General features: G+C 63.4%; 19 protein-coding genes. 12 read left to right on the plus strand and 7 right to left on the minus strand.

Features of this window, described 5'->3' with window-relative positions; translation table 11 throughout:
- Nucleotides 1–211: 211 nt before the first annotated feature.
- Entirely contained in the window at nt 212–811 is a 600-nt protein-coding gene (locus RPMA_RS01705) for a septation protein A (protein WP_211913383.1), read from the minus strand.
- A gap of 20 nt (nt 812–831) precedes the next feature.
- The gene (gene ftsY / locus RPMA_RS01710; RefSeq protein WP_211911212.1) at nt 832–1,776 is read right to left on the minus strand and encodes a signal recognition particle-docking protein FtsY; all 945 of its coding nucleotides are present in this window, start codon (nt 1,774–1,776) and stop codon (nt 832–834) included.
- Between the two features lie 154 nt (nt 1,777–1,930).
- On the opposite strand from ftsY, the gene RPMA_RS01715 reads away from it, so the two are divergent.
- Complete coding sequence (locus RPMA_RS01715; protein ID WP_249225785.1) at nt 1,931–2,566, plus strand: RluA family pseudouridine synthase; 636 nt, start codon at nt 1,931–1,933, stop codon at nt 2,564–2,566.
- Between the two features lie 153 nt (nt 2,567–2,719).
- Here RPMA_RS01715 and dapF read toward each other — a convergent pair whose 3' ends face one another.
- Nucleotides 2,720–3,595, minus strand: coding sequence for a diaminopimelate epimerase (dapF, locus tag RPMA_RS01720; protein WP_211911214.1), 876 nt, complete (start codon nt 3,593–3,595; stop codon nt 2,720–2,722).
- A gap of 123 nt (nt 3,596–3,718) precedes the next feature.
- Between dapF and RPMA_RS01725 the strand changes: the two genes are divergently transcribed.
- Nucleotides 3,719–4,492, plus strand: coding sequence for a GyrI-like domain-containing protein (locus RPMA_RS01725; protein WP_211911215.1), 774 nt, complete (start codon nt 3,719–3,721; stop codon nt 4,490–4,492).
- A gap of 42 nt (nt 4,493–4,534) precedes the next feature.
- Entirely contained in the window at nt 4,535–5,245 is a 711-nt protein-coding gene (locus tag RPMA_RS01730) for an SIMPL domain-containing protein (protein WP_211911216.1), read from the plus strand.
- Nucleotides 5,246–5,373: 128 nt separating this feature from the next.
- Here the strand turns inward: RPMA_RS01730 and RPMA_RS01735 are convergent, their stop codons facing one another.
- The 3 genes from RPMA_RS01735 to RPMA_RS01745 are packed head-to-tail and all read right to left on the minus strand — an operon-like array spanning nt 5,374 to nt 7,094.
- Nucleotides 5,374–6,435: an MBL fold metallo-hydrolase gene (locus RPMA_RS01735; protein ID WP_211911217.1), complete on the minus strand. Its 1,062-nt coding sequence runs from the start codon at nt 6,433–6,435 to the stop codon at nt 5,374–5,376.
- Nucleotides 6,436–6,447: 12 nt separating this feature from the next.
- Nucleotides 6,448–6,858, minus strand: coding sequence for a type II toxin-antitoxin system VapC family toxin (locus tag RPMA_RS01740; RefSeq protein WP_211911218.1), 411 nt, complete (start codon nt 6,856–6,858; stop codon nt 6,448–6,450).
- 2 nt (nt 6,859–6,860) lie between these two features.
- Complete coding sequence (locus RPMA_RS01745) at nt 6,861–7,094, minus strand: type II toxin-antitoxin system Phd/YefM family antitoxin (protein ID WP_211911219.1); 234 nt, start codon at nt 7,092–7,094, stop codon at nt 6,861–6,863.
- Between the two features lie 250 nt (nt 7,095–7,344).
- On the opposite strand from RPMA_RS01745, the gene ffh reads away from it, so the two are divergent.
- Genes ffh through rimM form a run of 3 tightly spaced genes read left to right on the plus strand, consistent with a single transcriptional unit; the run spans nt 7,345 to nt 9,757 of the window.
- Nucleotides 7,345–8,862 carry a signal recognition particle protein gene (gene ffh, locus RPMA_RS01750; protein ID WP_211911220.1) on the plus strand — a complete coding sequence of 506 codons (1,518 nt, stop codon included), beginning with the start codon at nt 7,345–7,347 and terminating at the stop codon, nt 8,860–8,862.
- A gap of 37 nt (nt 8,863–8,899) precedes the next feature.
- Nucleotides 8,900–9,220, plus strand: a complete 321-nt coding sequence (gene rpsP, locus RPMA_RS01755) for a 30S ribosomal protein S16 (protein WP_211911221.1) — start codon at nt 8,900–8,902, stop codon at nt 9,218–9,220.
- 6 nt (nt 9,221–9,226) lie between these two features.
- Nucleotides 9,227–9,757 carry a ribosome maturation factor RimM gene (gene rimM / locus RPMA_RS01760; RefSeq protein WP_211911222.1) on the plus strand — a complete coding sequence of 177 codons (531 nt, stop codon included), beginning with the start codon at nt 9,227–9,229 and terminating at the stop codon, nt 9,755–9,757.
- Here rimM and RPMA_RS01765 read toward each other — a convergent pair.
- Nucleotides 9,754–10,620, minus strand: coding sequence for an SDR family oxidoreductase (locus RPMA_RS01765; RefSeq protein WP_211911223.1), 867 nt, complete (start codon nt 10,618–10,620; stop codon nt 9,754–9,756). The genes rimM and RPMA_RS01765 overlap by 4 nt on opposite strands.
- Before the next feature lie 131 nt (nt 10,621–10,751).
- Between RPMA_RS01765 and RPMA_RS01770 the strand changes: the two genes are divergently transcribed.
- The 6 genes from RPMA_RS01770 (at nt 10,752) to RPMA_RS01790 (ending at nt 15,762) form a co-directional block, all read left to right on the plus strand.
- On the plus strand, nt 10,752–11,174 hold the full coding sequence (locus RPMA_RS01770) for a winged helix-turn-helix transcriptional regulator (RefSeq protein WP_211911225.1): 423 nt from the start codon (nt 10,752–10,754) through the stop codon (nt 11,172–11,174).
- A 141-nt stretch (nt 11,175–11,315) separates the two neighbouring features.
- Nucleotides 11,316–12,071 (plus strand): tRNA (guanosine(37)-N1)-methyltransferase TrmD, encoded by a 756-nt coding sequence (gene trmD / locus RPMA_RS01775; RefSeq protein WP_211911227.1) that lies wholly within the window; start codon nt 11,316–11,318, stop codon nt 12,069–12,071.
- A gap of 122 nt (nt 12,072–12,193) precedes the next feature.
- Complete coding sequence (gene rplS / locus RPMA_RS01780; RefSeq protein ID WP_211911229.1) at nt 12,194–12,592, plus strand: 50S ribosomal protein L19; 399 nt, start codon at nt 12,194–12,196, stop codon at nt 12,590–12,592.
- Nucleotides 12,593–12,784: 192 nt separating this feature from the next.
- Nucleotides 12,785–12,913, plus strand: a complete 129-nt coding sequence (locus tag RPMA_RS28205; RefSeq protein ID WP_256438178.1) for a hypothetical protein — start codon at nt 12,785–12,787, stop codon at nt 12,911–12,913.
- Nucleotides 12,914–13,033: 120 nt separating this feature from the next.
- Complete coding sequence (leuC, locus tag RPMA_RS01785; RefSeq protein ID WP_211911230.1) at nt 13,034–14,446, plus strand: 3-isopropylmalate dehydratase large subunit; 1,413 nt, start codon at nt 13,034–13,036, stop codon at nt 14,444–14,446.
- 146 nt (nt 14,447–14,592) lie between these two features.
- Nucleotides 14,593–15,762, plus strand: coding sequence for a winged helix-turn-helix domain-containing protein (locus RPMA_RS01790; RefSeq protein WP_211911232.1), 1,170 nt, complete (start codon nt 14,593–14,595; stop codon nt 15,760–15,762).
- Nucleotides 15,763–15,830: the final 68 nt, after the last annotated feature.

The following is a 15,830-nucleotide window of genomic DNA, read 5'->3' on the forward strand; positions in this document are numbered from 1 at the left end:
GCAATTTGCGCGGGGAGATGGTGTCCGCGCGTAGCGCGGACGGATGAGGGGCAGGGCACAAGGCCAGCTTCACGACCAAACTATCGGGTCGATGAATGGTGAGATCCGATGTAACGCAATATGTTGAGATCGTGCGCCATGCCCCTCACCCGCCGCGAAGACGCGGCGACCTCTCCCCGTAAAGAACGGGGCGAGGTTAAGAAAGAAGCGGCTACTTCGTCACATCACCCGCGTCGCGCTCGCTCTCGGCAAGCGACGCGGGTTCGATGCTGTAGCGCTTGATCAGCGGCATCTGCGCGACGGCGAAGGCCATGGTCAGCGGGATCACGCCGAACGCCTTGAAGGTCACCCAGAAGTCGGTGCTCTGGGTGCGCCAGATCACTTCGTTGAGCACGCCCATCGCCGCGAAGAACAGCGCCCAGCGCAATGTCAGCGCGCGCCAGCCGTCCGGTGTCAGGTTGAACACCTGGTCGAACATGATGGCGATGAAGGAGCGGCCGAACAGAAGTCCGCCGCCGAGCACGACAGCGAACAGGCCGTAGATGATGGTCGGCTTGACCTTGATGAAGGTCTCGTCATGCAGCCACAGCGTCAGCCCGCCGAACACCAGCACCACGAAGGCCGTGACGATGGCCATGATCGGCACATGCTTGACGACCACGTAGGACGCGATCATCGCCGCCACGATCGCCACCATGAAGGCGCCGGTGGCCGCGAACAGGCCGAACTTCGAATTGGCGACGAAGAAAATGATCAGCGGGCCAAGCTCGGTCGCGAGCTTGAACAGCGGATGCGGCTGCTTCTTGTTGATGACGTTGCTGCTCATGGTCTTCAGCTTTCGATTCCTGCAACGGCCTTGGCGAAATCGCTCGCCGTGAACGGCGCGAGATCGTCGATGCCTTCGCCGACGCCGATGAAATGCACCGGCAGTTTGTATTTCTCGGATAGCGCGACAAGGATGCCGCCGCGCGCGGTGCCGTCGAGCTTGGTCATCACGAGGCCGGTGACGCCAGCCGTACGATGAAACGCCTCGACCTGCGACAGCGCGTTTTGTCCCACCGTGGCATCGAGCACCAGCAGCACGGCATGCGGTGCGGTCGCGTCCACCTTCTTGATGACGCGCACGACCTTTTCGAGCTCATTCATCAGCTCGGCCTTGTTCTGCAGCCGGCCGGCGGTGTCGATCAGCACAACGTCGCGATTGTCGTCGCGTGCGGCGGTGACGGCATTGAAGGCGAGGCTGGCGGAATCGGAGCCCTGTGCACCCGCAATGACGGGCACCTTGTTGCGGTCACCCCAGACCTTCAGCTGTTCGATAGCCGCAGCGCGAAACGTGTCACCGGCGGCGAGCATCACCTTGCGGCCTTCGGCGGTGAGCTTCGAGGTCAGCTTGCCGATGGTGGTGGTCTTGCCGGACCCGTTGACGCCGACCACCAGCAGGACGAACGGCTTCTTGCTGCCGTCGATCTCGAGCGGCTTGGCGACAGGCGCCAGCACCTTCTCGACCTCCGCGGCCACGACGGCCTTCACTTCATCGGCGGAGATCGCCTTGTCGAAGCGGCCCTGGCCGACCGCCTTGGCGATACGGGCGGCCACGTCGGAACCGAGATCGGCGCGCAGCAGCACGTCCTCGATATCCTCGAGCATCGCGCGGTCGAGCTTGCGCTTGGTCACGAGATCCGCGACCGCCGAGCCGATGGAGCTCGAGGTGCGTTTCAGGCCGTCGGAGAGCCGTCGCCACCAGCTCGCTTTTGGCGTTTCGGGAGTGTCGTTCATGTCGGGGGTGTGTTAGCCGTTTCGCGCCATGAATCAAAGCAATGCCAGTGAAAGTGATACCGACGCCCTGCCGATTGCCGTCGTCGAGCCGGCTCTGGTCGGCGATCTGACCGAAGCCGACATTCTGTCGCGGGTGCTGCATCGGGACGGTCTGATGCTGGTGATCGACAAGCCTGCCGGCCTGCCGGTGCATCGTGGCCCCAAAGGTGGGCCGAATTTGGAGAATTCGTTTCGGTTCCTGCAATATGGCCTGCCGCGCGCGCCGGTGCTGGCGCATCGGCTGGATCGCGATACGTCGGGCTGCCTGGTGCTGGGCCGCCATCGCAAGGCCACGGCCTCGCTCGGGCTGCTGTTCAAGCATAGCCGCATCTCAAAAACTTATTGGGCCGTGGTCGAAGGTGGGCCAGAGGCCGATGCGGGCGTGATCGACATGCCGCTCGGGCGGCTCAATGCCGAGCGCGGCTGGTGGATGAAGCCGGATCCCGAAGGGCTGCCGTCGGTCTCGAATTTTAGGGTGCTGGGTCGCGGTGGCGGCATGGCCTGGCTGGCGCTGGAGCCGGTCACCGGCCGCACGCACCAGCTCCGCGTGCACACGTCAGCCTCGGGCTATCCGATCGTCGGTGACAATATCTACGGCAACGGGCCGCGCTTCGGCGAGCCGACACTGCATCTGCATGCGCGGGAGATCGTAATCCCGATTTCGAAGAACAAGGACCCGGTGCGCGTGGTGGCGCCGATGCCGCCGCATCTGCAGCAGCGGATGCGGGCATGCGGGTGGAACGGGGAGTAGGTGTGTTCTTTCCCTCTCCCCTTGTGGGAGAGGGTGGCTGCGCGAAGCGCAGACGGGTGAGGGGTGCCACAAGCTCCGAGCCCAGCAGTACCCCTCATCCGTCGCGAACTACGTTCGCGCCACCTTCTCCCACAGGGGGAGAAGGAAGAAAGATCACGCCACTGCTTCAAACAGCGCTGGGTCGAGCGTCCCCTCATATTCGAACGTCGCGCCGCCGGTCATCAGCACGTGGTCGTCGCTCTCGCGCCAGTCGATGACGAGTTCGCCGCCGGGCAGGGTCATATGCACCTTGCGTTCGGTGCGGCGCAGGCGGGCTGCAGACACCGCCGTGGCACAGGCCGCCGTGCCGCAGGCCTTGGTGAGGCCGGCACCGCGTTCCCAGGTCCGCATCACGATATGCTCGCGATCCACGATATGGGCGAGGGTGATGTTGGCGCGTTCGGGGAAGATCGGGTGGTTTTCCAGCAGCGGCCCGAACCGTTCGAGGTCGTAGGCATGGATGTCGTCGACCCAGAAGATCGCGTGCGGATTGCCCATGCTGGCCACCGACGGCGTATGCAGGATCGGCGCATCGATCGGGCCGATCTGCAATTCGATGCCGCGGGTATCGCGGAATTCCTCGGCGAGCGGGATGTCCTGCCAGCCGAACTTCGGCACGCCCATATCGACGGTGAAGGTCTCGCCATCCGTCCCGCGCCAGCAATTGATCAGGCCGGCCCGCGTCTCGAAAGTGAGCCCGGTCTTGTCATTGCCGGCAAAGGTCTGCCGCGCCACGCAGCGCATGCCGTTGCCGCAGGCTCCGGCTTCGGAGCCGTCATTGTTGTAGATCGAGACGAAAGCCTCGGTGCCGGGCAGGCGCGGCCTGGTCAGCACCATCAGCTGGTCATAGGCGATGCCGCCCTCGGCCGCCGCCACGGCGCGCGCATCGGCCGGGGTGATCTTTGCTGCGGTGTCCCGCATGTCGATCACGACGATCTCGTTACCGATGCCATTCATCTTGGCGAAGGAGTGGTTGGCCAGCGCGCTCATGTCTTGTCCTGATGTTGCCTGCTTTATATGGCGAGACGGACAGGAATGGCCAGTGCGGCCATTGGCGACGCATGTTACCATCGGTAAGTATCGCCGCGCCGGCTGCCATTGGAGACGTCCTGCATGTTCCGCTCTTTGTCCCGCTTCGCCACCGCTGCCGCGCTGACCTCGGCCGCCGCGCTGTCGCTGAACACTGCAAGCTGGGCGCAGTCGCCACCCGCCACCCCGCCAGCCGAGACCAAGCCGGCCGAGGCAAAGCCAGCCGAGACCACGCCGACACCGCCCGCCCCGGCGGCTACCCCTGCTCCCGCAACACCGGCCGCGCCCGCTGCTCCGGCGACCCCACCCGCTGCCGCACAGGCGCCGGCGACCCCAGCCACTCCCGCGAACCCGGCTCCTCCGGCTGCGGCCGTAACACCGGCTCCGGTGCAGACCGCCGATCCGTTCGGTGAGGAAAACACGCTGACGCCGAAGCAGGTGCTGATGTTCACCGGTAAGGCGAACTGGGACAACGCTTTCGACACGCTGATGGATGCGTTCAAGCAGCTCTCGACTTACCTGGACAAGCAGAAGGTCAAGTCATCCGGCAATCCGCTGATCGTCTACACCTCCACCGATGACACCGGCTTCACCTTCTTCGCCGAGATGCCGGTGGATCAGGAGCTGAAGAACCTCCCGAAGAATATGAGCATGGGCAAGTCGCCGGACGGCAAGGCGCTGAAATTCGTCCATCGCGGTTCCTACGACAATATGGACAACACCTATGAGGCGATCACCAATCACCTCGATGACAAGAAGCTGGAAGCGAAAGACACCTTCATCGAGGAATACATGACCGACCCGCTAAAGACCGCAGAAGACAAGCTGGTCATCAACGTGTTCGTGCCGCTGAAGTGATGCGGCCATAAAGAAGCCGCGGACGGTTCCGACAAACCCGGTATGAAAAATCATCTGACTCTTGCCGCTTTCGGCATTGCGCTTATCGCCACGCCTGCCTTCGCGCAGGCGCCGACACCACCCATGATCACCGTGTCCGGTGAAGGCACCGTCTCGGTGCCGCCGGATCTCGCCCTCGTCGATGGCGGCGTGACCAGCGACGCGAAGACGGCGCGTGAAGCGTCCGACGCGAACAATGCCGCCATGGCCAAGGTGCTGGCCGCGCTGAAGGCCGCCGGCATCGCCGAGAAGGACATGCAGACGTCGCGATTGTCGCTGTTTCCGCAATATGCGCAGCAGCAGCGGCCGAATGGCGGTCCGAACGTGGTCACCGGCTATCGTGCCAGCAATCGCGTGACCATCCGCGTGCGTGACGTGACCAAGGTCGCAGGCACCATCGACACGCTGGTGACGTCGGGCGCCAATGAAGTCGGCGGCATCAATTTCATCGTCACCAAGGCGTCCGAACTGCTGGATGAAGCCCGCACCCAAGCCGTCGCCGATGCACGCCGTAAGGCTGAGCTTTATGCGAAAGCGGCCGGTGTCACGCTGGGATCGCCAATCAGTATTTCCGAAGACGGCGCCAATCCGCCGCCCGCCCCGATGATGCTGCGCAAGGCCGTCGCCGATTTCGCCTCCGCGCCAGTGGCGCAGGGCGAAGAAACGTTGCGTGTGAATGTCAGCGTGAGCTGGGAGATCAAGGCGAAGCAGTGAGTGCTGTCACCGCCGTGATCACACTCCGTTATGGCCGGGCTTGTCCCGGCCATCTACGTCTTTGCACGTCGCTTAGACGTGGATCGCGGGACAAGCCCGCGCATGACGATGGGAGAGATCACAGCTCTCTAAATCTCGAACACCTGCCCCGGCTTTAGCGCCACGAATTTGTCCTTCGGCAGCTCGGCCGCATCACACGCCGCGGTCAGCCCCTTCACCGGCCCATCGATCGCTTCATCCGTTAGCTGGAACGTCGAATGATGGCTCGCCAGCGCCTGCTGTGCGCCGCAGTCCTTCAGCGCTTTCACAGCGTCTTCCGGGTTCATGTGCTGGTCCTTCATGAACCAGCGCGGCTCATAGGCGCCGATCGGCAGGATCGCGAGCCGGATGTCGCCATGCGCCTCGCGCACGCGGCGGAAGTGTCCGCCGTCGCCATAGCCGCTATCGCCGACGATGTAGAGCTTGCCCGCCGGCGTCTCCAGCACAAAACTTGCCCACAGGCAGCGGTTGCGATCGAACAGTCCGCGCGCAGACCAGTGCCGTGTCGGCACCAGCGTCACCGCAAGCCCGTTGCCGAGTTCGACGCGATCGATCCAGTCATAGGCTTCGGCCTTGATGGCGCTGTCGCCGCTCTTCATCGTCACGTCATTGCCCAAGGGCGTGATCACCCGCGGCGCGAAACTCGCCTGCAGCTTCGACAGCGTGGGAATATCGAGATGGTCGTAATGTCCATGCGACACCAGAACGACATCGATCTTCGGCAGCTTGTCGAATGCGATGCCGGGCGCGTTGTGCCGCTGCGGTCCGGCGAAGGAGAAGGGCGAGACGCGGTCCGACCACACCGGATCGAACAGAATGTTGATGCCAGCCGTCTGGATCAGCCAGGAGGCATGGCCGACATAGGTCAGCCGTACACCACTCTCGACTTTGCCCGGTGGCGTATCGGCGAATTCGTTCTCCACCCAGTCCGGCCAGACCTCCCGCTTGCGGCCGCCGCCGAACTGCCAGCGCAGCACCTCGCCGAGCGACTTCGGCGGCACCCCATCGGGATCGAAAAAGACCTTGCCGTCGAAATGATCGGAAACCGGGCCGGTATAATTGGGCATACGGGAAATCCAGAAAGCGGAGATGCCGGCCGTGGCGGTGACGGCGCCGAGGGAGGCGAGGAGCTTGCGGCGGGAGATCGACATATAGGCGCTTTATCACGCCGCCATCAGGGCCACACCCTCGGCCGCGGCCGCACGCACCAAAGCGTGATCGAGTGTGGCGAGGGCGATGTCTTCGCGCAGCGCGAGTTCGAGATAGGCGGCGTCGTAGAAGGAGAGCTGATGGCGGCGGGCGAGATCGAGGATCGTTCCCGGATCAGATCCTTGCACGATCGTGATCGGTAAAGCGCCGACGAAAAGCAAAAATTGCTCGGTTTGTTGCAGTGTTGCGCGATTGCGCCGCTCGCCGCGCAAGAGCATCTGATGAATCTCGAACCACCAGATGCCAGGGACGCGAACATCAAGAATTCGCCGCTCAAGCGAATCGAGTAGCGCCACGCTCTCGATGCGATATTCGTCGGCAAAATGCCAGCTCGCCATGACGGAGACGTCGATGACGAGCTGCATGACTATTCGCGCCCTTCATTCTTCCAGGCGATGATCTCTTCGACCGAAACCGGTTTGGTGTGTTTGCGCAATTCCTTGATGCCTTCGATCGCCCAGCGGATGCGAGCCGCGCGCGCCTCCTCCTCCTCTGGAGTTAGAGGGGCGTCGGGCTGGATGGTCACGGCCTCACCGCTTTCGACCGTCCTGAGCACGTCGTCGATATTCGCCTTTGCCTCGGACAAACTGACATTCTTCATGGCGTGATATCTCCTGATACACGCATTATAACACCTCCCGGGGCGTTTACACCCTCCGGTTCCATCTCCGGTCATTGACTTCCCGGCCATTCCCCGTCATTAAACCCGCCAAATTCTCGGAAAGTCTTCTTTTCGACCCGCCGACCGGACCGAGAGTCCGGAGGTCAACGCCCGACAGCGCGATGCGCCCTCGGGCGCGAAAGTGTTTTGTTCGTCGCCATTTCAGGATGGCATTGGGAAGCGGTACGCGATGTTCGACAATCTGTCGGAACGGCTTGGCGGAATTCTCGATAAGCTCACCGGGCGCGGTGCGCTGTCGGAGGCCGATGTCGATTCCGCGATGCGCGAAGTGCGCCGAGCGCTGCTGGAAGCCGACGTCGCGCTCGACGTGGTCCGCTCCTTCACCGATCGTGTCCGCGAACAGGCCGTCGGCGCCACCATCGTCAAGTCGGTCAAGCCCGGCCAGATGGTCGTCAAGATCGTCCATGACGAGCTGGTCGCCACGCTGGGCGGCGAAGGCGAGGGCGGTCTCGACTTCAATGCGGTGCCGCCCGTCGCCATCATGATGGTCGGTCTGCAGGGCTCCGGTAAGACCACCACCACCGCAAAGCTCGCCCGCCGCCTCACCCAGCGCGACAAGCGCAAGGTGCTGATGGCCTCGCTCGACGTCTATCGCCCGGCCGCCATGGAGCAGCTCGCGGTGCTCGGCCGCGATCTCGACGTGCCGACCCTGCCGATCGTTGCCGGCCAGCAGCCGGAGCAGATCGCCAAGCGCGCCATCGAGGCGGCCAAGCTCGGTGGCTACGACGTCGTGCTGCTGGACACTGCCGGCCGCACCACGCTCGACGAAGACATGATGGCGGAGGCGGCGACCATCAAGTCGACCGCCAATCCGCATGAAGTGCTACTGGTCGCGGACTCCTTGACCGGTCAGGACGCCGTCAATCTCGCGCGCTCGTTCAACGAGCGCGTCGGCCTCACCGGCATCGTGCTCACCCGCGTGGACGGCGATGGCCGCGGCGGCGCCGCGCTGTCGATGCGCGCCGTCACCGGCAAGCCGATCAAGCTGATCGGCACCGGTGAAAAGACCGATGCGCTGGAAGACTTCCATCCGAGCCGCATCGCCGGCCGGATTCTCGGCATGGGCGACGTCGTCTCGCTGGTCGAGAAGGCCGCCGCCAGCATCGATGCAGAAAAGGCCGCGCGCACCGCCGAGCGCATGCGCAAGGGTCAGTTCGATCTGAACGACATGCGCGAGCAGCTTATCCAGATGACCAATATGGGCGGTCTGTCCGGCCTGATGGGCATGATGCCCGGCATCGCCAAGATGAAGAACCAGATCGCCGCCGCCGGTCTCGACGACCGCGTGGTGAAGCGCCAGATCGCCGTCATCGATTCCATGACGCGCCAGGAGCGCAAGTCGCCCGACATCCTCAAGGCCAGCCGCAAGAAGCGCATCGCTGCCGGCGCCGGCCTGAAGGTCGAGGAAGTCAACAAGGTGCTGAAGATGCACCGGAACATGGCCGACATGATGAAGGCCATGGGCTCCGGCAAGCGCGGTCCGATGGCTGGCCTCGCCCAGGCGATGGGCTTTGGTGGCAGTGGCATGCCGTCGCCCGAGCAGGTTAAGGCGATGGCCGAGAAGCTGCCGCAGGGGCCGGGCGCGCTGCCGGCCACATTGCCGAAAGATTTCCCGGGCCTGCCAGGTCTGGGCAAACCAACGCTGCCTGGTTTGGGCGGCTTTCCCGGTTTCGGGAAAAAGAAATAACCCGCGAATTCAAACGAACACACGCTAGGAGCTACACATGTCCGTCGTTATCCGTCTCGCCCGCGCAGGCACCAAGAAGCGTCCCGTCTATCACGTCGTCGTCGCCGACTCGCGCTTCCCGCGCGATGGCCGCTTCATCGAGCGTCTCGGCTACTTCAACCCGCTGCTCGCCAAGGACAACGAGCTGCGCCTGAAGCTCGACCTCGAGAAGGTAAAGTCCTGGCTCGCCAAGGGCGCACAGCCGTCGGACCGCGTGTCGCGCTTCCTCGACGCTGCCGGCATCATCAAGCGCGAAGCCCGCAACAATCCCGAGAAGGCTGTGCCCCGCAAGGAGCGCAAGGCTGCTGAAGCCAAGTAAGACGACATGACCACCGCGCAAATCTGCGTCGCGCGCATCGGCGCGCCGCATGGGGTGCGCGGCCAGGTCCGGCTGTGGACCTTCACCGAAGATCCCTTTGCCGTTTGCGACTACGGCCCGCTTGCCACCAAGGACGGCAAGCGGACCATCGAGATCGACAATGTGCGTGAGGCCAAGGGCCATCTGGTGGCGACGCTGAAAGGCGTCACCGATCGCGATGCCGCCGCCCGCCTCAATGGCGTCGAGCTCTATGTGGCGCGCGACGCGCTGCCCGACACCGAAGACGGTGAATATTACCACGCCGACCTGATCGGACTTGCCGCGGTGAATGCCGCCGACGAGGCGATCGGCCGCGTCGTCGCGATGCATGACTTCGGCGCCGGCGATATCATCGAGATCGCGCCGCCCTCGGGGCCGACGCTGCTGCTGCCGTTTACGGATGCCGTGGTGCCGACAGTGGATATCGCGGGTGGCAAGGTGGTGATCGAGATGCCTGGCGAGATCGTCGATGACGATCCCGCCGCCGCTGACGACTAGGCTTTCAGAGCTTCCGCAATCGTATCGGCGAATGGCGTGGTCGGTCGTCCGATCAGTTTGCTCAGTGCATGCCCCTCATCGAACAGCGCGCCGTCCGCTGCCGCGGTGTTCGACGTCGCAATCAGCTCCGCCAGTTCTTCCGGCAGTCCTGCATTGAGCATGATCGCCTTGAACTCTGATTCCGGCAGGCGAATGTAAGGGATCGTCTTGCCCGACTGCTTGCTGATCTCTGCCGCGAAATCATCCAGCGTGAAGGCCTCGTCGCCCGCCAGCTCATAGACGTGGCCTGCATGACCTTCTCCGGCCAGTATGGCCGCAGCCGCCGCTGCATAGTCCTCACGTGATGCCGATGCGATACGGCCATCTTTGGCGCTGCTCACCAGCGCATCATGCGCCAGCGCGGCCGGGATCGAGGCCGTGTAGTTTTCCGTGTACCAGCCATTGCGCAGCAGGACGAAGGGCACGCCGGAGGCGCGGATCAGCTCTTCCGTCGGCAGATGCTCGCGCGCCACGGATAGTTTCGACGTGTCCGCACGCAGCACGCTCGTATAGGCGAGCAGCTTCGCGCCGGCGCGCTTGGCCGCGTCGATGACGTTGCGATGCTGCGCCACGCGTTGGCCGAGTTCGTTGGACGAGATCAGCAGCACCTCATCAATGCCCTTCAGTGCGGCATCCAGCGTCTCTGGCTTGCTGTAATCGGCCGCGACAACGGTGATGCCTTTTGCGGCGAGGTCGGCGCCCTTGGCGGGGTCGCGCATGCCGGCGACGATCTGGCTGGCGGGAACGCGCTTCAGCAGCGCATCCAAGGTGAGGCGGCCGAGCTGGCCATTGGCGGCGGTGACAAGAATACGGTGGTTCGACATGCGGGCTTCCTATATGGTCTCTGATGGGCAGTAGGTCTTGAATAGAGACCGCATCCCGTTTCCGTAAGGAGGCAGGTTTTTCGCCCCAGGTTACTTGGAAGTGACCTCCCTCCGGCCCGAAGGAGTCCCCGATGCCGAATGATGCGCCCCTGGCGACCCGTTTCGATGAATGGCAGGCGCAGGGTTTTGATGCCGAGGCCTGCCCGGTCCGCAATGTGCTGGACCGTATCGGCGACAAATGGACGTCGCTCCTGCTGGTGGCGCTGGCCGCCAAGCCGCGCCGCTTTAGCGAGTTGCACCGCGCCGTGCCGGATATCTCCAAGCGGATGCTCACCCAGTCACTGCGCGATCTGCAGCGCGATGGGCTGATCACCCGCCATGTGTTTCCGACCAAGCCACCTTCGGTGGAATACCGCCTGTCGCCGCTCGGTCAGTCCGCCATGGCGCCGCTGGCAAGCCTGATCGACTGGGCCGAGCGCAGTTTTGCGAAGATCAAGGCCTCCCGCGCAGCCTTCGATGCGGCTGACACCAGCGAGCATGTGGCGGCGGCTTGACTGACATTCACTCCGTCATGGCCGGGCCCGTCCCGGCCATCCACGTCTTGCGGTGCTTGCAACAAGGCGTGGATACGCGGGACAAGCCCGCGCATGACGGGGAGGGTTTGACGCCCCGCGCGCAACGCGCGATGGAGAGGCATGACTGCTTCACCGACACCATGGCGCGCGACTGTCCTCACGCTGTTTCCCGAGATGTTTCCGGGGCCGCTGGGCATCAGTCTGGCCGGCCGTGCGCTGGCTTCCGGCCTGTGGTCGCTGGAAGCCCGGGATATCCGTGCTTCGGCTACCGACAAGCATCGTAGCGTCGATGATACGCCGGCTGGCGGAGGGCCGGGCATGGTGCTGCGCGCCGATGTGCTGGCTGCGGCCATCGATGCCGTCGATGCCGCCGCCGAGCGGCCCAGGCTGATGATGAGCCCGCGTGGTCGGCCATTGACCCAGGCGCGCGTGGCGGAACTTGCGGCCGGGCCGGGGCCGCTGATCGTCTGCGGTCGCTTTGAGGGCATCGACCAGCGCGTCATCGATGGGCGACAGCTTGAGGAAGTCTCGATCGGCGATTACGTGCTGTCGGGCGGTGAAATCGCTGCCATGACCCTGATCGATGCCTGCGTACGGCTGCTGCCGGGCGTGATGGGCAAGCTGGAGTCCGGTTCCGACGAGAGTTTCTCGGATGGCCTACTGGAGTACCCGCAATACACCCGCCCGCAGGTTTTCGAGGGCCGGCCGATCCCGGACGTCCTTTTGTCTGGCGATCACGCCAAGGTAGCCGCCTGGCGCCTTGCGGAATCCGAGGCTTTGACGGAAAAACGGCGGCCCGACCTATGGGCAGCGCGCCCAAAAGCGCCGGAATCAGGCAGGAAGCGAAAATCGCCAAAATTCACGACGCCCGAGTGACACAGACGGGTGACAACGGCTTTGCTTTGCTGTAGAGCAGCGCCACATCCGTGCACTGGCAGGGTAAGAGTTTCGCGCGCAGCCCGCGCCGACGTCTGGGCGCGCCGCCGATGGAGATTTCGATGAACCTCATTCAGACGCTCGAAAAAGAGCAGTTCGACCGCTTGTCCGCAACCAAGTCGATTCCGGAATTCGGTCCGGGCGACACCGTCATCGTCAACGTGAAGGTTGTCGAAGGCGAGCGCACCCGCGTGCAGGCCTATGAAGGCGTCTGCATCGGCCGCAACGGCGGTGGCATCAATGAGAGCTTCACCGTGCGCAAGATTTCGTATGGCGAGGGTGTCGAGCGCGTGTTCCCGCTGCTCTCCCCGATGATCGACTCGATCAAGGTCGTGCGCCGCGGCAAGGTGCGTCGCGCCAAGCTGTATTACCTGCGCGATCTGCGCGGCAAGTCGGCCCGCATCACCGAGAAGAAGACCGAGCGTCCGGCCAAGGCCAAGGTCGCGGCTGCCGCCGAGTAATTTTTCGCGTCACGCGAAGATTTTCGAATTCGGAAAAGCGCGGCGCAAGCCGCGCTTTTTTGTTGTGCTCCCTCCGTCATTGCGAGCGCAGCGAAGCAATCCAGTCTTTCTTTGTTTGGCTCTGGATTGCTTCGTCGCCGAGAGGCTCCTCGCAATGACGGTCTTATTGGCGTCTTCACGCCGCGATGCTATATGACTGGAATGTTTCTAGACCTGCACCAGCACGCTTTGCGCATCGTCATCGACGATCACAGCCGGCTGCCCGGTCGCTTCTTCGGCCGCTTCACGACCTCCATCGTGGGTGCGCTTAGAAGCGCGTGAGCAGTCTCACGCGTTAAGCCTTCCTCGCGTTGCGCGCCTCTGTCGCCCCTGCGGCACATTCTGGCAGCAGCAACCGGTCCGAAATTCTCAAAAAGAAATTCCAAGTCAGGCTCAAGCAAAATGACAACATCCAAGCCGACCACTTTGTACGACAAGATCTGGGACGACCACGTCGTCGAGCAAGCCGATGACGGCACCTGCCTGCTCTATATCGATCGCCATCTGGTGCATGAAGTGACCTCGCCGCAGGCCTTTGAAGGTCTGCGCGCCGCCGGTCGCAAGGTGCATGCGCCGGGCAAGACGCTCGCCGTCGTCGATCACAACGTGCCGACCACCGATCGCACGCTGCCCAATCCCGATCCGGAAAGCGCCGAGCAGATCAGGACGCTGGAAGAGAATGTCCGCGAATTCGGCATCGAATATTACAACGAATTCGACAAGCGCCAGGGCATCGTCCATGTCATCGGCCCCGAGCAGGGTTTTACGCTGCCGGGCACGACCGTTGTTTGCGGTGATAGCCACACTTCGACGCATGGTGCCTTCGGCGCGCTCGCGCACGGCATCGGTACGTCGGAGGTCGAGCATGTTCTGGCGACGCAAACGCTGATCCAGAAGAAGGCGAAGAACATGCGTGCCATCGTCGATGGCAAGCTGCCCGACGGTGTCACCGCCAAGGACATCATTCTGGCGATCATCGGCGAGATCGGCACCGCCGGCGGCACCGGCTATGTGCTGGAATATGCCGGCGAGGCGATCCATTCGCTGTCGATGGAAGGCCGCATGACGGTCTGCAACATGTCCATCGAAGGCGGCGCCCGCGCCGGCCTGATCGCGCCGGACGAAGTCGCCTATGAATTCCTGAAAGGCCGTCCGATGTCGCCGAAAGGCGAGATGTGGGACAAGGCCGTCGCCTATTGGAATACGCTGCGCACCGATGAAGGCGCGCATTTCGATCACGAGATCCGTCTCGACGCTGCCAAGCTGCCGCCCATCGTCACCTGGGGCACGTCGCCCGAGGACGTCATCTCGATCGCCGGCAAGGTGCCGAACCCTGCTGACATCGCCGACGAAGCCAAGCGTCTCTCCAAGGAGCGTGCGCTGGCCTATATGGGCCTCACCGCCGGCACCAAGATCACCGATATCAAGATCGATCGCGTCTTCATCGGCTCCTGCACCAATGGCCGTATCGAGGACATGCGCGCTGCGGCCAAGATGATCGACGGCAAGACCATCAACGGCAATGTCTCGGGCATGATCGTGCCGGGCTCGGGCCTGGTGAAGGAGCAAGCGGAAGCCGAAGGTCTCGACAAGATCTTCATCAAGGCCGGCTTCGAATGGCGCGAGCCCGGTTGCTCCATGTGCCTGGCGATGAACCCGGACAAGTTGAAGCCGGAAGAGCGCTGCGCCGCCACCTCGAACCGCAACTTTGAAGGCCGCCAGGGCCACAAGGGCCGCACCCATCTGGTGTCGCCGGCGATGGCAGCCGCTGCCGCGATCGCAGGCCACTTCGTGGATATCCGCGACTGGCACTGAGCCAGCGATAATCGGTAGCCTGGATGGAGCCAACGGGTCGCGCGAGGCGGCCCAATGATAAACTCCGCGAAATCCAGGTACCGGCCAGCGAGTTGAAGCGCGAGTTCCCGGATTGCGCTTCGCTCCATCCGGGCTACTTTCTGCGGATGCCTCGCTCGCCCGCCACTCCGGTACCTATTTCCACCTCCGCTGCCCGCCGCATTTGGCTGCGGGCACAGCGGCTCGATGAGCGCGCGCCGTTTGGCGAAGGCCCGGACGCCGTGGCGCGTGCCGTCGCGCATCTCGGCTATGTGCAGATCGACACGATCAACGTCATCGAGCGCTGCCACCATCATATCCTGTTTGCGCGCATCCCGAATTATCGTCGCGGTGATCTCAAACAGGCTCAGTCCATCGACAAGAGCGTGTTCGAATACTGGACCCATGCGCTTGCTTATGTGCCGAGCGCGGATCTGCCCTTCTTCATTCCCGACATGAAGTATTATCGCGCCAATGGCCATGGCTGGTGCGCGACGGTGACGCCGGCGGAGAAACGCAAGGTGATGCGGCTGGCGAAAGCAGGTCCGCTGTCGATCCGCGACATCGAGGACGACGTGCTGCGCGAGAAGGACCATGAATGGGCCAGCCGCAAGCCGTCGAAGCGCGCGCTGCAGCTCGCCTTCTTCGAAGGGCATCTGACCGTTTCCGAACGCACGGGGATGCTGAAGACCTATGACTTTCTGCTCCGGCATTTCGGCTGGGATCGCTTGCCGAAGGCCGCGACGGGTGGTGAGATTTTCGCCTATCTGCTCGACCGTGCGCTGCGCTCGCAAGGCATCGTCAGTCTCGATTCGATCTGCCATCTCGATGCGCCCTCAAAAGCCGGCGTGCGCAAGCTGATCGAGACGCGAGTCCGCAAGGGTATGTTGCTGCCTGTCGCGCTCGAAGGCGCCGGCAAGCAGGAGCATTGGGCGACGCCGGAGATCATCGAGGCGACCGAGAATGCGCCGCACGATCTCGTGCATCTGCTGTCGCCCTTCGATCCGCTGATCATCCAGCGCAAGCGCACGCATCTTGTCTTCGGCCACGACCATCGTTTTGAGGCGTATGTGCCGAAGGAGAAGCGCAAGCTCGGCTATTTCGCATTGCCGGTGCTGGTCGATGACAAGATCGTTGCTGCGATCGATCTCAAGACCGATCGACAGAACCGGAAGCTCCTGATGCAGCAATGGAGCTGGGTCGGCGAGGGGCTCGAGAAGAAAGCGCCGCGAAAAGAATGGAAGCGCCGCATCGAGGATGAGCTGCATCGCTTCGAGGCGTTTCAGTTAGGAGAGTAGCAACACTCTCCCATGTCGTCCGCGGGCTTGACCCGCGGACCCATCTTCCCCTTTGGGTCAGTAAAGAT

It is taken from the genome of Tardiphaga alba, from assembly GCF_018279705.1.
GTDB classification, from domain to species: Bacteria; Pseudomonadota; Alphaproteobacteria; order Rhizobiales; family Xanthobacteraceae; genus Tardiphaga; species Tardiphaga alba.

Excerpts from the sequence above, each read along its gene's own strand:
- ftsY (WP_211911212.1), bottom strand. The coding sequence starts at position 1,776 with ATGAACGACACTCCCGAAACGCCAAAAGCGAGCTGGTGGCGACGGCTC.
- RPMA_RS01715 (WP_249225785.1), top strand. The coding sequence starts at position 1,931 with ATGCTGGTGATCGACAAGCCTGCCGGCCTGCCGGTGCATCGTGGCCCC.
- dapF (WP_211911214.1), bottom strand. The coding sequence starts at position 3,595 with ATGAGCGCGCTGGCCAACCACTCCTTCGCCAAGATGAATGGCATCGGT.
- RPMA_RS01725 (WP_211911215.1), top strand. The coding sequence starts at position 3,719 with ATGTTCCGCTCTTTGTCCCGCTTCGCCACCGCTGCCGCGCTGACCTCG.
- RPMA_RS01730 (WP_211911216.1), top strand. The coding sequence starts at position 4,535 with ATGAAAAATCATCTGACTCTTGCCGCTTTCGGCATTGCGCTTATCGCC.
- RPMA_RS01735 (WP_211911217.1), bottom strand. The coding sequence starts at position 6,435 with ATGTCGATCTCCCGCCGCAAGCTCCTCGCCTCCCTCGGCGCCGTCACC.
- RPMA_RS01740 (WP_211911218.1), bottom strand. The coding sequence starts at position 6,858 with ATGCAGCTCGTCATCGACGTCTCCGTCATGGCGAGCTGGCATTTTGCC.
- RPMA_RS01745 (WP_211911219.1), bottom strand. The coding sequence starts at position 7,094 with ATGAAGAATGTCAGTTTGTCCGAGGCAAAGGCGAATATCGACGACGTG.
- ffh (WP_211911220.1), top strand. The coding sequence starts at position 7,345 with ATGTTCGACAATCTGTCGGAACGGCTTGGCGGAATTCTCGATAAGCTC.
- rpsP (WP_211911221.1), top strand. The coding sequence starts at position 8,900 with ATGTCCGTCGTTATCCGTCTCGCCCGCGCAGGCACCAAGAAGCGTCCC.
- rimM (WP_211911222.1), top strand. The coding sequence starts at position 9,227 with ATGACCACCGCGCAAATCTGCGTCGCGCGCATCGGCGCGCCGCATGGG.
- RPMA_RS01765 (WP_211911223.1), bottom strand. The coding sequence starts at position 10,620 with ATGTCGAACCACCGTATTCTTGTCACCGCCGCCAATGGCCAGCTCGGC.
- RPMA_RS01770 (WP_211911225.1), top strand. The coding sequence starts at position 10,752 with ATGCCGAATGATGCGCCCCTGGCGACCCGTTTCGATGAATGGCAGGCG.
- trmD (WP_211911227.1), top strand. The coding sequence starts at position 11,316 with ATGACTGCTTCACCGACACCATGGCGCGCGACTGTCCTCACGCTGTTT.
- rplS (WP_211911229.1), top strand. The coding sequence starts at position 12,194 with ATGAACCTCATTCAGACGCTCGAAAAAGAGCAGTTCGACCGCTTGTCC.
- RPMA_RS28205 (WP_256438178.1), top strand. The coding sequence starts at position 12,785 with ATGACTGGAATGTTTCTAGACCTGCACCAGCACGCTTTGCGCATCGTC.
- leuC (WP_211911230.1), top strand. The coding sequence starts at position 13,034 with ATGACAACATCCAAGCCGACCACTTTGTACGACAAGATCTGGGACGAC.
- RPMA_RS01790 (WP_211911232.1), top strand. The coding sequence starts at position 14,593 with ATGCCTCGCTCGCCCGCCACTCCGGTACCTATTTCCACCTCCGCTGCC.